Source organism: Pseudomonas sp. 21LCFQ02 (genome assembly GCF_024129895.2).
Lineage (GTDB): Bacteria > Pseudomonadota > Gammaproteobacteria > Pseudomonadales > Pseudomonadaceae > Aquipseudomonas.
Genome location: NZ_CM178749.1, coordinates 4,796,225 through 4,812,261, shown reverse-complemented (window position 1 = coordinate 4,812,261; position 16,037 = coordinate 4,796,225). Strand labels below are relative to the sequence as shown.

The window sequence follows — 16,037 nt, the reverse complement described above, 5'->3', positions numbered from 1 at the left end:
TCCAAAATTCCCCTTGTTATAAAGCTAAGTGGCTGAACTTAAAGCGTTTATAAGACCTGGCACTCACGTTGCAATACAGATCCAAACTTGGATACAAGATGGAATCTCAGCATATGTCCCAGGCTTCTGCGCTTTACACCTTGGCTGATTGGCAACAGGCCTATCGCGACGCTCTGCAACCCGGCGCCTTGCTGCATGAGCTGCGCAACCGCTTGAGTGAAGACGACACGGCGTGGATCAGCCGGGTCAGTGCCGAACAGCTCGATGCGCAACTCGATCAGTTGCAGGCCCGGCTGGAGGCCGCGGGTGGGGATCGTAGTGCGCTGCCGTTGTACGGCGTGCCGTTCGCCATCAAGGACAACATCGATGCGGCCGGTTGGCCGACCACCGCCGCGTGCCCAGAGTTTGCCTATGCTGCGCAAACCGATGCCACGGTTGTGGCGCGGTTGCGCGCTGCCGGTGCGGTGTTGATGGGCAAGACCAATCTGGATCAGTTTGCCACCGGTCTGGTCGGCACCCGTTCGCCCTATGGCGCGGTGCCCAACAGTTTTGATCCGGACTACGTCAGCGGTGGTTCGAGCTCGGGCTCTGCCAGCGTGGTTGCCCGTGGCCTGGTGGCGTTTTCGCTGGGGACTGACACCGCAGGTTCTGGTCGGGTGCCGGCGGGCTTCAATAACATTGTCGGTCTCAAACCGACCAAGGGTCTGCTGCCCAACACCGGTTTGGTGCCGGCTTGCCGCACTGTCGACTGCATCTCGATCTTCGCCCTGACCGTCGATGACGCCGAAACCGTGCTCAAACTGGCCAGCGGTTATGACGCCGCCGACCCCTACAGTCGGCACAACCCCAACAGCGCGCCAGTCGCAATCGGCGCCAGGCCCAAGCTGGCAGTCCCGGCAACCCTGGAGTTCTTTAGCGACGAGCAGAGCAGGGTGCAGTTCCAGCAAGCGCTGGACCGGCTTCGCCAGTCAGGTGCCGAAATCAGCGAAATCGACTTCACCCCATTTAGCCGGTTGGCCGAGCAGTTGTATCTGGGCCCGTGGGTGGCTGAGCGAACCGTCGCGGTTGAAGGCGTGGATCCTGCGGCAATCGACCCGGTGGTACGCGGTATTGTCGAGGGCGGCAAACGCTACAGTGCCTGCGACGCCTACAAGGCTGAGTACCTGCGCGCCGAGCTGTCGCGGCAGATCAACGATAGCCTGGCCGGCTTCGATGCGCTGGTGGTTCCGACCGCGCCGACCATCCGCCGTATCGCCGAGATGGCCGAGGAGCCGGTGCTGTTCAACAGCCAGTTCGGCACCTACACCAACTTCACCAACCTGGCCGACCTCTCGGCGCTGGCCCTGCCTGCCGGGCTGCGCGATGACGGCTTGCCGGCCGGTATCACCTTGCTGGCGCCGGCCTGGCACGACCTGGCGCTGGTCAGCCTGGGCAAGCGCTGGCAGCAGGCCCAAGACCTTACCTTGGGCGCCACTGGCGCTGCGAAGCCTGCGCCTGCACCAGCCCTGCAAGCGCCGGGCTGTGTGCGTCTGGCAGTGGTCGGTGCGCACCTGACCGGCATGCCGCTGAACTTCCAGCTCACCCAGCGCAACGCGGTGCTGGTCGAGCAGACCCTGACCGCCAGCGATTACCGGCTGTATGCGTTGCCCGGCACCGTACCGCCCAAGCCTGGGCTGGCGCGCTCTGCCAGCGGTGCACCGATCATCGTCGAGCTGTGGGACATCCCGCTGGCGCGCTTTGGCGAGTTCGTCGCCGAAATTCCGCCGCCGCTGGGCATTGGCAACCTGCAACTGGCTGATGGCCGTTGGGTCAAGGGCTTCATCTGCGAACCGCTGGCGCTGCACAGCGCTACCGACATTACCGAACTCGGCGGATGGCGGGCATTCATTGCCAGCCGCAACAGCACACCCACCCCCAACGTCTGAGGCGCCTGTCATGTTCAATACCGTATTGATCGCCAACCGTGGCGAAATCGCTGTACGTGCCATCCGCACCCTCAAGCGTCTGGGCATCAAGAGCGTGGCGGTGTACGCCGATGCCGACCGCAATGCGGCGCATGTGCGCGACGCCGATGTGGCGATTGCCTTGGGCGGCGACAAACCTGCCGACAGCTACCTGCGTATCGACAAGATTCTCGCCGCCGCCAAGCAAACCGGTGCCCAGGCGATCTATCCGGGTTACGGTTTTCTGTCTGAGAGCGCCGAGTTTGCTGACGCCTGCGAGCAGGCCGGGATTGCCTTTGTCGGTCCGACCGCCGGCCAGATCCGTGAGTTTGGCCTCAAGCACCGTGCCCGTGAGCTGGCCGGCCAAGCCCAGGTGCCAATGGCCCCCGGCACCGGTCTGCTCGACAGCCTGGAGCAGGCGGTGCAAGCGGCTGAGCAGATCGGTTACCCGGTAATGCTCAAGACCACTGCCGGCGGCGGTGGTATTGGCCTGACTCGCTGTGCTGATGAGCCAGCGCTGCGCAGCGCCTATGACAGCGTCAAACGCATGGGCGAGCAGTTTTTCAGTGATGCCGGGGTGTTCCTTGAGCGCTTCGTCGATAAGGCCCGGCATGTCGAAGTGCAGATTTTTGGTGATGGTCAGGGGCAGGTGGTGGCCCTCGGCGAGCGCGATTGCTCGCTGCAACGGCGCAACCAGAAAGTGGTGGAAGAGACCCCCGCGCCCAACTTGCCCCAGGCCACCCGCGAGCGCCTGCATGCCGCCGCCGTGCAACTGGGGCAGTCAGTGGCTTATCGCAGTGCCGGCACCGTAGAGTTCATTTATGACCCTGCGCGGGACGATTTCTACTTTCTGGAGGTCAACACCCGCCTGCAGGTCGAGCACCCGATCACCGAGATGGTCACCGGCCTTGACCTGATCGAATGCATGCTGCAAGTCGCCGCCGGCAGCCCGCTGGATTGGGCAGCGCTGCGACGCGCTCCGCAAGGTGCAGCCATTGAAGTGCGGCTGTACGCCGAAGACCCGCTGAAGAACTTTCAGCCGAGCCCCGGTGTATTGACCGACGTGTACTTTCCGGACGATGTGCGGGTCGATGGCTGGGTCAGCACCGGCAGTGAAGTGTCGGCGTTCTATGACCCGATGATTGCCAAGCTGATCGTCAGGGGCGAGGACCGCGCCGATGCCATGGCGCGGATGCAAGCTGCACTGGCCGCGACCCGGCTGCACGGCATTGCCAGCAACCTCGACTATCTGCGCCAGGTGGTGGCCGACCCGCGGTTTGCCCGTGGTGATGTCTGGACCCGGCTGCTCGACGATTTCACTTTCAAGGCCAGTGTCATTGAAGTGCTGGAGCCGGGCACCTATTCCAGTGTTCAGGACTATCCAGGGCGGCTGGGCTACTGGGACATTGGCGTGCCGCCGTCAGGGCCCATGGACGATCAGGCGTTTCGCCTGGCCAACCGGATTGTCGGCAACCATGTCAGTGCCGCGGCGCTGGAGTTCACTCTGCAAGGGCCGACCTTGCGCTTTCACAGCGCAGCCCTGATCGCCCTGACCGGTGCCGATTGCCCGGCGACGCTGGACGGCGAGCCGGTCGCCTACTGGCAGCCGGTTTCCGTACAGGCCGGCCAGGTGCTCAAGCTTGGGCGTGCGCAATCGGGTTGCCGCACGTATCTGGCCGTGCGCAACGGTCTGGATGTACCGCTGTATCTGGGCAGCCGCTCGACCTTCGCGCTGGGCCAGTTCGGCGGGCATGCCGGGCGCACGCTGCGCACCGCCGACATGCTGGCCATCTCGCAGCCGGAACTGGCCGCCTGCACCACCCCGGCGCCGATCAGTGCGCCGCAGGCAGTGCATGCCAGCCTGATTCCGCACTACGGCAATGAGTGGGAAATCGGCGTGCTCTATGGCCCGCACGGAGCGCCGGATTTCTTTACCGCACAATCGATCGAGGCGTTCTTCGCCGCCGAGTGGGAGGTGCATTACAACTCCAACCGTCTTGGCGTGCGGCTGTCCGGTCCCAAGCCCGACTGGGCGCGCAGCGATGGCGGCGAGGCGGGCCTGCATCCCTCTAACGTGCATGACTGCGAGTACGCGATCGGCGCGATCAACTTCACCGGTGACTTCCCGGTGATCCTCACCAAGGATGGCCCGAGCCTGGGCGGGTTTGTCTGCCCGGTGACCATCGCCAAGGCCGAGCTGTGGAAGATCGGCCAGGTCAAACCCGGCGACAAGCTGCGCTTCAAACCCATCGGTTTTCAGCAGGCGCAGAGTTTGGAGCAGGCACAATTGGGCAGCCTCGAAGCCCTGGCCGCGATCAGCGCCGTGCCGTTGCCAGCCCCGGCCCTGCAACCGGCCGACACCGCGTCGGCGACCATTCTCGCCGAGCTGCCGGCCAGCGGCTCACGGCCACGGGCGGTGTATCGCCAGGCCGGTGACGCCTACATTCTGCTCGAATACGGCGACAACGTGCTGGACCTGGCGCTGCGGCTGCGCGTGCACCTGTTGATGGAAGCCCTCAAGGCCCGGCCGCTCAAGGGCCTGGAAGAGCTGGCGCCCGGCGTGCGTTCGTTGCAACTGCGCTACGACAGCCGCGTGCTGCACCAGAAGAGCCTGCTGGAGCACCTGCTGATGCTCGAAGAGGGGCTGGGCGACGTCTCGCAGCTCAAGGTGCCGACCCGGATCATTCATCTGCCGATGGCCTTCGAAGACAGCGCGACCCTCGGCGCCGTCCAGCGCTACCGCGAGACGGTGCGCAGTGAAGCACCGTGGTTACCGAATAACGTGGACTTCTTGCAGCGCATCAATGGCCTGGACAGCCGCGAGCAGGTGCGTGACATCCTGTTCCAGGCCAGCTACCTGATTCTGGGGCTGGGCGACGTGTACCTCGACGCCCCCTGTGCGGTGCCGCTGGACCCGCGCCACCGGTTGCTCAGCTCCAAGTACAACCCGGCGCGGACCTTCACCGCCGAGGGCACGGTGGGCATCGGCGGCATGTACATGTGCATCTACGGCATGGACTCGCCCGGCGGCTATCAGCTGGTGGGCCGTACCCTGCCGATCTGGAACAAGTACGTGAAGAACCCGCAGTTCGCCAACGGCCAGCCATGGTTGCTGCACTTCTTTGACCAGGTGCGTTTCTACCCGGTCAGCGAAGCTGAACTCAATGAACAGCGCGAGGCGTTTCGTGAAGGCCGTGGCCAGATCCGCATCGAGCACAGCGAATTCGACTTCGCCGAGTACCAGCGCTTGCTGGCCGACAACGCCGAGAGCATTGCCGAGTTCCAGAGCCGACAGAAGGCGGCGTTCGACAGCGAGGCGCAGCTGTGGCACGACGATGAGCCGCCGGTACTCCGAGCGGCGGCCGACAGCGAGGCTGATGCGCAGGACTATGAAGGCCATCTGGTCAGCGCCGAAATGTGCGGCAGTGTCTGGAAGGTGTTGGTCGAGCCGGGTCAGCACGTCGAGGCCGGTACGCCCCTGCTGGTGGTCGAGGCGATGAAGATGGAGCTGTCGGTGATCGCACCGGTGTCCGGAGTGGTCAAGGCCGTGCGTTGCCAGCCCGGCAAGGCGATCACGCCGGGCGATGCGCTGGTGTGGCTGGAACCGGGTGAGGCGGCCTGACATGCAATTGTCCAGCACCGTCATGCGCAGCAAGGAACGCCCGGAGAATCTGGCCGAGCGGATCTATGCGCAGCTCAAGGACGACATCTTCGAGTTTCGCCTGCTGCCGGGTGACCGCTTTTCCGAAGGCGAAGTCGCCGAGCGCATGGCGGTCAGCCGCACCCCGGTGCGCCAGGCGCTGTATCGCCTGGAGCGCGAAGGTTACCTGGAGGTGTATTTCCGCAGCGGCTGGCAGGTGCGGCCGTTTGATTTCGAGCATTTCGAAGAGCTTTACGATCTGCGCATCGTGCTGGAACTCGAAGCGGTCAAGCGCCTGTGTGACTGGCCGCGTGCAGAGCTACCGCCACTGCTGGCGCAACTGGCCGAGACCTGGATGGTCGCGGCCGATCAGCGCCTGACTGACGGGAGCGCCGTGTCGCGGCTGGACGAGCAGTTTCACTGCCACTTGCTGGAGGCGGCCGGCAATCGCGAGATGGCGCGGATTCATGCCCAGGTCAGCGAGAAAATTCGCATCATTCGCCGGCTGGATTTCACCCAGGGGCCGCGCATCGAGCTGACCTATCAGGAACATGCACTGATTCTGGAGGCGATCCTCAAGCGCCGCTGCGAGCAGGCGCAATCGTTATTGAAGACCCACATAGAGGTCAGCAAGGCCGAGGTCCGCAAGGTCACTCTGCATATGTTGCACACCGCCCGCCAGCGTTCGCTGGCGGCAGGTAGCAAGCAAGAACATTTCGCGTCTGCCCACCTTAGGGAGCCTCTAAAAACGTAGGCGAGGCAGCCAGAGCAAGGCGAAAGCAGGCGAGCAAGCGCAGTTTACGGGTTGTAAATGAGCATTGTGAGCCTGGTTTTAACGCAGCGCTGGCAACGTAGGTAGTTTTTAGAGGTGCCCGCAAGCCAACTGTTGACTCAACAATATGATGGGGGATTCATCCATGCGTCGTCGTAGCCTGATCAAAGCCTTTACCTTGTCTGCATCTATTGCCGCCATGGGCCTGAGCTGGACTGTACAAGCCGCCGAAACCATCAAGGTCGGTATCCTGCATTCGTTGTCCGGAACCATGGCGATCTCCGAGACCTCGCTCAAGGACATGGCCCTGATGACCATCGACGAGATCAACGCCAAAGGCGGTGTCAACGGCAAGCAACTCGAAGCCGTGGTCGTCGACCCGGCCTCGAACTGGCCGCTGTTCGCCGAGAAGGGCCGCCAGTTGCTGACCCAGGACAAGGTCGCGGTGGTGTTCGGCTGCTGGACCTCGGTGTCGCGCAAATCGGTGTTGCCGGTGTTCGAGGAGCTCAACGGGTTGCTGTTCTACCCGGTGCAATACGAAGGCGAAGAAATGTCGCCCAACGTGTTCTACACCGGTGCCGCGCCAAACCAGCAGGCGATTCCGGCAGTCGAGTACCTGATGAGCGAAGACGGCGGGGCGGCCAAGCGTTACTTCCTGCTCGGCACCGACTACGTCTACCCGCGCACCACCAACAAGATTCTGCGCGCTTTCCTGCATTCCAAAGGCGTCAAAGACAGCGATATCGAAGAGGTCTACACCCCGTTCGGCCATAGCGATTACCAGACCATTGTCGCCAACATCAAGAAGTTCTCCGCCGGCGGCAAGACCGCCGTGATCTCCACGGTCAACGGCGACTCCAACGTGCCGTTCTACAAAGAACTGGCCAACCAGGGCCTGAAAGCCACCGACGTGCCGGTGGTGGCGTTCTCGGTGGGCGAAGAAGAGCTGCGCGGCATCGATACCAAACCGCTGGTTGGCCACCTGGCAGCCTGGAACTACTTCCAGTCGGTTGATAACCCGGTGAACAAGAAGTTTGTTGCCGACTGGCAGGCCTACGCGAAGAAGAAAAACCTGCCGGGCGCCGACAAAGCGGTGACCAACGACCCTATGGAAGCCACCTACGTGGGTATTCACATGTGGGCACAGGCGGTGGAAAAAGCCAAATCCACCGATGTCGACAAGGTGCGTGAAGCCATGGCCGGGCAGACCTTCGCTGCGCCGTCGGGCTTCACCCTGACCATGGACAAGACCAACCACCACCTGCACAAGCCGGTGATGATCGGCGAGGTCGAGGATAACGGCCAGTTCAGTGTGGTCTGGCAGACCCAGGAGCCGATCCGCGCCCAGCCATGGAGCCCGTACATTCCCGGCAACGACAAGAAGCCTGACCACGCGGTGAAGAGCAACTGATACACGCCGGTACTTGTGGGAGCGACCTCGGTCGCGAAGCTTTCAAGGCTTCGCCGCTAAAGCGGCTCCTACACAGCCCTGTCCAATCTACAGGTCACTTATCATGCCCAACTTCTTTCACCGCTTGATGCTGATCTGTGCACTGCTGCTGCCCTTGGGCGCGCAGGCCGGGGAGGCCGACGACTTTGTTGCCGGCAACTCCGCCGCGCAGGCCGACCTGCTCGAAGCCTGGTCAGTGCAACCGCTCGGTGAGCGACTGCCCTGGCTTGAAGCCTTGCGTGACGGCCGGGTGGCGGCCGACAGCAGCAAGCGCGCATTTATCGACAACGACGGCCAGTACAGCGCCGTGGACGGCGGTCCGGCAGCGGCCGACGAGCCGCGTAAACTGCGCCTGAACAATCGCCTGCGCGGGCTGGTCGACACCGCGCTGGCCAGTCATCAACTGATGAGTAACGATGCCGCAGTGCGGCTGGCCGCTGCGCAGCATCTGCAACGCAATGCCCGCCCGGCACAACTGGCGTTGCTCAGCCAGAGCCTGACCCGCGAGTCCGACAGTCAGGTATGGAACGCCCTGAACCTGGCGCTGGCCAACCTGCAATTGACCGATAGCAGCCCCACCGTGCGGCTGGCGGCGGTGCGGCTGTTGGGCGAAACCGGTGAGCCGCTGGCGCGCACCCGGCTTGAGGCGCTGCTGGAACCGGGCGTGGAGCCCGACGCCAGCGTACGCATTGCTGCGCAGACCAGCCTGGCGCAGGTCAAGCGCAAGCTGTTGATGGGCGACCTGCTTGGCCAGGCGTTTACCGGGTTGTCGCTGGGTTCGATCCTGCTGCTGGCCGCATTGGGCCTGGCGATCACCTTCGGTTTGTTGGGGGTGATCAACATGGCCCACGGCGAGATGCTCATGCTCGGTGCCTATACCACCTACTGTGTGCAGGTGCTGTTCCAGCAGTACGCGCCCGATGCGCTGGCGTATTACCCGTTGCTGGCACTGCCAGCGGCCTTCTGTGTCACGGCGTTGATCGGCATGGCTCTGGAGCGCACGGTGATCCGTCATCTGTATGGCCGCCCGCTGGAAACCCTGCTGGCGACCTGGGGCATCAGCCTGATGCTGATCCAGGCGGTACGTCTGATTTTCGGCGCGCAGAACGTCGAAGTTGCCAACCCCGGCTGGCTGTCGGGCGGGATTCAGGTGTTGCCCAACCTGGTGCTGCCGTACAACCGGATCGTGATCATCGGCTTTGCGCTATGCGTGGTCGCGCTGACCTGGCTGTTGCTGAACAAGACCCGGCTGGGCCTGAACGTGCGCGCTGTGACCCAGAATCGCAACATGGCGGCCTGCTGCGGCGTGCCCACCGGGCGGGTGGACATGCTCGCCTTTGGCCTGGGCTCGGGGATCGCAGGGCTCGGCGGCGTGGCGCTCAGCCAGATCGGTAACGTTGGTCCGGACCTTGGCCAGGGCTACATCATCGACTCGTTCCTGGTGGTGGTGCTTGGCGGGGTCGGGCAACTGGCTGGCAGTGTCAGCGCCGCGTTTGGCCTGGGTGTGCTCAACAAGATTCTCGAACCGCAGATTGGCGCCGTGCTGGGCAAGATCCTGATCCTGGCGCTGATCATTCTGTTTATCCAGAAGCGTCCGCAAGGCCTCTTCGCGCTCAAGGGAAGGGTGATCGACTGATGAACCAGCCATTGATGATGACCGCCGCGCAGAAGGCCGGCCCGAAACTCACCCTGCTGATCGGCGGCGTGCTGCTGGCGGTGCTGCTGGCCATGCCGCTGCTGTCGCTATTGCCTGCCGAACACCCGTTGCAGGTTTCGGCTTACACCCTGACCCTGGTCGGCAAGATCCTTTGCTACGCCATTGTCGCCCTGGCGCTGGACCTGGTGTGGGGGTATGCAGGAATGCTGTCGCTGGGCCACGGATTGTTCTTCGCGCTGGGCGGCTACGCGATGGGCATGTATTTGATGCGCGAAGCGGCCGGTGATGGCCTGCCGGCGTTCATGACCTTCTTGTCATGGACCGAACTGCCCTGGTACTGGGCCGGTACCGATAACTTTCTCTGGGCCCTGTGCCTGGTGGTTCTGGCCCCCGGCCTGTTGGCATTGGTGTTCGGTTTCTTCGCCTTTCGTTCGCGGATCAAGGGCGTGTACTTCTCGATCATGACCCAGGCGCTGACCTTCGCCGGCATGCTGTTGTTTTTTCGTAACGAGACCGGCTTTGGCGGCAATAACGGCTTTACCAGCTTTCGCAGCATCCTGGGCTTTTCGATCAGCGCGCCGGGAACCCGTGCGGTGCTGTTCCTGGCCACCGTGTTGCTGCTGGCCGGCTGCCTGTATGTGGGCTGGCGGCTGGCGCAGAGCAAGTTCGGTCGGGTGCTGACCGCGCTGCGCGATGCGGAAAACCGGCTGATGTTCTGCGGTTACGACCCGCGCGGTTTCAAGCTGTTCATCTGGGTGCTCAGCGCGGTGATGTGCGGGCTGGCCGGGGCCTTGTACGTGCCGCAAGTGGGGATCATCAACCCCAGCGAAATGTCACCGACCAACTCGATCGAGGCGGCGGTGTGGGTGGCATTGGGCGGGCGCGGCACCCTGATCGGGCCACTGCTCGGTGCCGGGCTGGTCAACGGCATGAAGAGCTGGTTCACCGTGGCCTTCCCGGAATACTGGCTGTTCTGCCTGGGCGCGCTGTTCATCGTCGTCACCCTGTACCTGCCCAAGGGCGTGATCGGTCTGCTGAAGAAAAGGAGCGAATCATGATTGCCAGCCACGCAAACCCGGCCTTCATGCTGGAGCCGATTCTGGACCCCAACAGCGACGCCGGCACTGGCCGAGACGCACTGGGTCTGGGTAACAGTGCCGGCCCCGGCCTCAATACCCGGCACGGTACGATCCTGACCCTGGAAGACATCAGCGTCAGCTTCGATGGCTTCAAGGCGCTGAATAATCTCAACCTGTACATCGGGGTCGGTGAACTGCGCTGCATCATCGGCCCTAACGGCGCGGGCAAAACCACCTTGATGGACGTCATCACCGGCAAGACCCGGCCTAGCCATGGCGTGGCCTGGTTTGGCGAAACTCTGGACCTGACCCGCATGAGCGAGGTGCAGATCGCCCAGGCCGGCATCGGCCGCAAGTTCCAGAAACCCACGGTGTTCGAAGCGCTGAGCGTGTTCGAGAACCTGGAGCTGGCGCTCAAGACCGACAAGTCGGTGTGGGCCAGCCTCAGGGCCCGTTTGAATGGCGAGCAGCGCACGCGCATTGATGAGGTGCTGGACACCATTCGCCTGAGCGCCTCCCGGGATCGCCCGGCGGGCTTGTTGTCCCATGGCCAGAAGCAGTTTCTCGAAATCGGCATGTTGCTGGTCCAGGACCCGCAACTGCTATTGCTCGATGAACCGGTGGCGGGCATGACCGATGCCGAAACCGAATTCACCGCCGAGCTGTTCAAGAGTCTGGCCGGCAAGCACTCGCTGATGGTGGTCGAGCACGACATGGGTTTTGTCGGCGCGATTGCCGACCACGTCACGGTGTTGCATCAAGGCAGCGTGCTGGCCGAAGGCTCGCTGGCCGATGTACAGGCTGACGAGCGGGTGATCGAGGTTTATCTGGGGCGCTGACGCGCCGGCTTCAAGCAGAGACTTGCCGCTGCAATTTCGAGGAATCCACATGCTCCAAGTAAGCGACTTGCATCAATACTACGGCGGCAGCCATATCCTGCGCGGCCTGTCGTTCCAGGCCAACGTCGGCGAAGTGACCTGCCTGCTGGGCCGCAACGGCGTTGGCAAGACCACCCTGCTCAAGGTGCTGATGGGTCTGTTGCCAGCCCGCGAAGGCGCGGTGCAATGGGAGGGGCAGAACATCAACAGCCTCAAACCGCACCAGCGAGTCCAGGCCGGGATTGCCTATGTGCCGCAGGGCCGGGAAATCTTCGCCCGGCTGACGGTCGAGGAAAACCTGTTGATGGGCCTGTCGCGTTTTCCCGGCAGCGAGGCCAAAGAGGTCCCGGCCTTTATCTACGAACTGTTCCCGGTGCTGCTGCAAATGAAGCAGCGCCGTGGCGGCGATTTGTCTGGCGGCCAGCAACAGCAACTGGCCATCGGCCGTGCCCTGGCCAGCCGCCCGCGGCTGTTGATCCTCGACGAGCCCACCGAAGGCATCCAGCCATCGGTGATCAAGGAGATCGGCGCAGTCATCAAGCGCCTGGCCGAGCGGGGCGACATGGCCATTGTGCTGGTCGAGCAGTTCTACGACTTTGCCGCCGAGCTGGCCGACCAGTATCTGGTCATGTCGCGCGGTGAGATTGTCCAGCAGGGCCGGGGCGAGCACATGGAGGCGCAAGGGGTGCGGGGGCTAGTGACCATCTAAATCTTTAGTGTCTGGCCCGGCCCCTTCACGACCAAGGTCGTTCCCACCTCAATTCTAATCTGAAATAAGGTGGGAACGACCTTGGTCGTGAAGAGGCCGGTAAAGTCACAGCATTTGCTGCGAATGTACCGCTTTATTTGCTAGCAACCGGAGCGTCGACCGGCTCTTGCGAGCGCCGGGTTTCTATCAACTGGGGGCTTTGCACCGAGGGCACTGCATCCTCAAACCACTGCGGCCAGGAGCTGCGATGCCGGGTCTCGACCGGGATGCAGGCAATCAGCCGGTCGCTCAGCATGTCGGTTTGCTGCACGGTCTTGGCGATGCGGTACTTGATGCTGTGGATGCATTCGCGGTCGCCAAATTCGCAGCGGTTGAGCTTTGTGCCGCCGCATGGCCCGTTGGCCAGGCCTTTGGGGCAAGTCTCGGGGCACACGTAGAGGGTGTCTTGCAGGCGGCAGCGGCCACAGCTATCGCAGCCAACAATAGGGCGTTTGGCACTGCGCTCCAGGCGGTGCAACAGGCGCGCACCACCCGCCGTCGCGCACACTGGCCGTCGCACGGCCCAGCCAAACGCACGGCTCAGCCAGGTGGTGCGGCTAAACAGCTGGTGATGCAGGGCGTCCATCAGGTGGTAACGCAGCTGCTCTTTGTTGCTGGCTCTGGCCTGCGATTGACCCGGTTGCCAGGTTTCGCCGGCCGGCTGAAAGCTCACCGGTGCCAGCCCTGGCATCTGCCAACTGGCCTGCCAGGCGCTGGACCATTGTTCAAGGTCGGTAATCTGCGCCTGCCAGTCGTTGACCGCCTGCTCCAGCGCGTGCATTTGCGTGGCGTCGTGTACGCCAGAGAGCTCCACTGCGGCATAGCCCATCAGTTTCAGGCCGACAATCTGCAACCCCAGGCGGCTGATACTGCGCTGTTGAGCGAACGCTTTCGAGACTTCGGCCTCGGCGTTCACCGCCTCCAGCATCGAGGGGCTGACCACCGTCCCGGCCACATGCTCGAGCATTCTGGCCCGGCCTGCCGTCAAGGCCATGACACAGGCCAGCATTGGCTTGGGCGAGGGTTGGCGGCGCATCCAGGCCAGGGCTTCGAGATGCTTTTGCGCATCGAAGCCCAGTTGCAGGCTGAGAAAATCCGCACCGGCCTTGAGCTTTTTCTCAGCCTTGAAATACTGCGCGCCGCTTTCTTCTTCGCGGTACTTGAACGGGTTCAGCGCCGCGCCCAGCAGCCAGTGCGGGCGCGCCTGCCGGGCGATCATCAAGGCCGATACCGATTCCAGGTAACGCACCGGCTGCTGGCCCGGCTCATGGCCGGGCAGCCGGTCGCCGGTGACGATGAACAACTGCTCAAGACCCAGATTGTCGATGCGTTCGAGCTGACCGAGTAGGTCAGCGCGCTCGCGGTCCTTGCCGGAAAAATGCACCAGCGCCGGCACCGGACGCGACAGGCGGCTGTAGGCATCCAGCGGCGTCAGGTCGAAACGGCTGCCGACCCGGTCGGCAATCGTGCCGAGCAACGGCCAGCCGCAGAAATCGCCGCGCTGCATCAGCGTCTCGAACGATTCGAAGCTTTTCGCGGTGGGCTTGGGCACGAATTCGACGAGGCAAACGAAAGGCTGCTCGTTAAGGGCCTGCTTGAGGCTGATCATCATGTCGCTACCGGTGGGGCAAGGCGCTTATTGTCGACTGGTGGCGTGGGTGCCTGTTGTCTGAGAGCGACATGGCGAGAACGGCCAAGCGGCGATTGAGCAGGGGATAAATGCGAATATGAGAAAAACTCTAGTTCATCTCAAATTATATGAGTTTGTCTCAGTCGCTGCGCTTGCCGACAATTGGCCATCGACTATCTGCACCGAAGGATTGCACCATGGCCCTGGCACATAATCTGGGTTTTCCGCGCTCTGGCCGCGACCATGAACTGAACAAGGCGCGTGAGGCCTTCTGTAACGGCGAGCTCGACGAAGCCGGGTTGCGTGCCAAAGGCCGCGAGTTGCGTAGCGCGCACTGGCAAATGCAAAAGGGGGCCGGCATCGAGTTGTTGCCAGTGGGTGATTTCGCCTGGTACGACCAGGTGCTGAGCCACTCGCTGATGTTCGGCGTGGTCGCGCCGCATGTACGTAGCAAAGGCGAATTCGGGCCGACGTTACAGACGCTGTTCAGCATGGCCCGTGACGCCACTGCCGACGACATGAGCCGGTGGTTTGACACTCAGGAGCACTATCTGGTCCCTGAGTTCAGCGCCGATCAAGCGTTTTCCCTGAGCTGGGAGCAGTTGTTCGAAGAAGTCGACGAAGCCCATGCGCTGGGGTATGCGGTCAAACCGGTGGTGATCGGCCCGCTGACTTACCTGTGGCTGGGCAAGGCCAAGGACCAGGCGTTCAACAAACTGGAACTGGTCGACCGCCTGCTGCCGCTGTATGGCCAGATCTTTCAGCGCCTGGCTGCCCAGGGTGTCGAGTGGGTGCAGATCGATGAGCCGATCCTGGTGCTCGACCTGCCGCAGGAGTGGAAAAATGCCTATGAGCGCGTCTACAACCTGCTGCAGCGCGAACCGCTGAAGAAGCTGGTCGCCACTTATTTCGGTGGCCTGGAAGACAACCTTGGCCTGGCCGCCGGATTACCGGTCGATGGCCTGCACATCGACCTGGCTTGCGCCCCGGCCCGTTACCCGGTGATTCTCGACCGCTTGCCGGCTTACAAGATCCTGTCGCTGGGGCTGGTCGACGCTCGCCAGCCGCAGCGCTGCGATCTGGACCGGGCGCTGGCGCTGTTGCGCCATGCTCACGAAAGGCTTGGTGAACGCCTGTGGGTCGCGCCATCGTGCTCATTGCTGCACGGTCCGGCCGCCGCAGCCGGTGATGGCCTGCCTGATGCCGGACGGCACGGCGGGCTGGCCAGCGCCGTGCAAAAGTGCGCTGAGGTTGCCGTGCTGGCCAAGGCGCTCAACTGGCCAGAGTCTGTCACCGCGACCCCGGCACAGAGCTGCGCGGCCTAAGCGTGGCCGCTTGAAGCCCAAAGGTTCCGGTGGTTGTGCTGGCTGGAGGTGTCATGAAAACCATCCTGATCATTGGCATCGGTGCCGGCAACCCGGACTACCTCACTGTCCAGGCGGTCAACGCGCTGAATCAGGTGGATGTGTTCTTCCTGATGGATAAAGGCCTGAGCAAGGGCAAGCTTAATCAGCTACGTCGGGACATCTGCCAGCGTTACATCAAGGACCGTGACTACCGCATGGTCGAAGCGCCGAGCCCGTCACGGGCAGGTGACGCTGAGGATTACCGGCAGAGCGTCGCTGAACTCAATGCGGCCAAACAGTTGGTCTTCGAGCGGCTGATTGACGAAGAGCTGCAAGACGGGCAGTGCGGGGCGTTTCTGGTCTGGGGCGATCCGTCGTTGTATGACAGCACGATCCGTATCATCGAGGCCATCAGCCGGAGCGAGCGTCACGCGCTGGATTATCAGGTGATTCCCGGCATCAGCAGCGTCCAGGCCCTGGCCGCACAGCACAAGGTGGCACTCAACAATATCGGTCGCTCGATCGCGATCACCCCCGGGCGGCTTGTGGCCGAAGGCTTTGCCGATAATGTCGACAGTGTGGTGGTGATGCTCGATGCCGGGAATGGCTTGCGCAGCCTGGTTGACCAGGATCTGGAGGTCTACTGGGGCGCTTACCTGGGCACGGAAGATGAAATCCTCGTTTCAGGCAAGCTGCGCGATGTGGCAGAAGACATCGAGCGGCTGCGTGAGCAGGCGAGGGCAGCCAATGGCTGGATCATGGACACCTGCCTGCTCAAACGGCCTGAATGACCGGCCGGGCGGCGATCCGCTTTAGCCGGGAAGCCTTCGCGGCTAAAGCCGCTCCTACGGGATAATGCCGATCAGTTAAGGGCGGCGCGGCCCGGTGGAATGG

Annotated in this window: 10 protein-coding genes and 1 pseudogene; 10 read left to right on the top strand and 1 reads right to left on the bottom strand. The window is 63.0% G+C overall.

Features of this window, described 5'->3' with window-relative positions; all coding sequences use genetic code 11:
• Positions 1 to 113: 113 nt before the first annotated feature.
• From atzF to urtE, 8 genes are all read left to right on the top strand, one after another.
• The gene (gene atzF, locus NJC40_RS21715) at positions 114 to 1,925 is read left to right on the top strand and encodes an allophanate hydrolase (RefSeq protein ID WP_253142233.1); all 1,812 of its coding nucleotides are present in this window, start codon (positions 114 to 116) and stop codon (positions 1,923 to 1,925) included.
• 10 nt (positions 1,926 to 1,935) lie between these two features.
• Complete coding sequence (uca, locus tag NJC40_RS21710) at positions 1,936 to 5,565, top strand: urea carboxylase (protein ID WP_045491831.1); 3,630 nt, start codon at positions 1,936 to 1,938, stop codon at positions 5,563 to 5,565.
• 1 nt (position 5,566) lies between these two features.
• Entirely contained in the window at positions 5,567 to 6,337 is a 771-nt protein-coding gene (locus NJC40_RS21705) for a GntR family transcriptional regulator (protein ID WP_253142234.1), read from the top strand.
• Between the two features lie 163 nt (positions 6,338 to 6,500).
• Positions 6,501 to 7,766 carry an urea ABC transporter substrate-binding protein gene (urtA, locus tag NJC40_RS21700; RefSeq protein WP_253115730.1) on the top strand — a complete coding sequence of 422 codons (1,266 nt, stop codon included), beginning with the start codon at positions 6,501 to 6,503 and terminating at the stop codon, positions 7,764 to 7,766.
• 103 nt (positions 7,767 to 7,869) lie between these two features.
• The gene (gene urtB / locus NJC40_RS21695; RefSeq protein WP_253115732.1) at positions 7,870 to 9,441 is read left to right on the top strand and encodes an urea ABC transporter permease subunit UrtB; all 1,572 of its coding nucleotides are present in this window, start codon (positions 7,870 to 7,872) and stop codon (positions 9,439 to 9,441) included.
• The gene (urtC, locus tag NJC40_RS21690) at positions 9,441 to 10,520 is read left to right on the top strand and encodes an urea ABC transporter permease subunit UrtC (protein ID WP_045491823.1); all 1,080 of its coding nucleotides are present in this window, start codon (positions 9,441 to 9,443) and stop codon (positions 10,518 to 10,520) included. The genes urtB and urtC overlap by 1 nt, the downstream gene beginning before the upstream one ends.
• Positions 10,517 to 11,380: an urea ABC transporter ATP-binding protein UrtD gene (urtD, locus tag NJC40_RS21685; protein ID WP_492180410.1), complete on the top strand. Its 864-nt coding sequence runs from the start codon at positions 10,517 to 10,519 to the stop codon at positions 11,378 to 11,380. The genes urtC and urtD overlap by 4 nt, the downstream gene beginning before the upstream one ends.
• Before the next feature lie 49 nt (positions 11,381 to 11,429).
• Complete coding sequence (gene urtE / locus NJC40_RS21680; RefSeq protein ID WP_253115736.1) at positions 11,430 to 12,128, top strand: urea ABC transporter ATP-binding subunit UrtE; 699 nt, start codon at positions 11,430 to 11,432, stop codon at positions 12,126 to 12,128.
• A 133-nt stretch (positions 12,129 to 12,261) separates the two neighbouring features.
• Here the strand turns inward: urtE and NJC40_RS21675 are convergent, their stop codons facing one another.
• On the bottom strand, positions 12,262 to 13,776 hold the full coding sequence (locus tag NJC40_RS21675) for a methylenetetrahydrofolate reductase C-terminal domain-containing protein (RefSeq protein ID WP_253142283.1): 1,515 nt from the start codon (positions 13,774 to 13,776) through the stop codon (positions 12,262 to 12,264).
• A 218-nt stretch (positions 13,777 to 13,994) separates the two neighbouring features.
• On the opposite strand from NJC40_RS21675, the pseudogene NJC40_RS21670 reads away from it, so the two are divergent.
• Both NJC40_RS21670 and cobF read left to right on the top strand, forming a co-directional pair.
• Positions 13,995 to 15,086, top strand: a pseudogene (locus NJC40_RS21670) (5-methyltetrahydropteroyltriglutamate--homocysteine S-methyltransferase); the annotation flags it as partial.
• An 89-nt stretch (positions 15,087 to 15,175) separates the two neighbouring features.
• Positions 15,176 to 15,934 carry a precorrin-6A synthase (deacetylating) gene (gene cobF, locus NJC40_RS21665; RefSeq protein ID WP_253142235.1) on the top strand — a complete coding sequence of 253 codons (759 nt, stop codon included), beginning with the start codon at positions 15,176 to 15,178 and terminating at the stop codon, positions 15,932 to 15,934.
• Positions 15,935 to 16,037 lie beyond the last annotated feature (103 nt).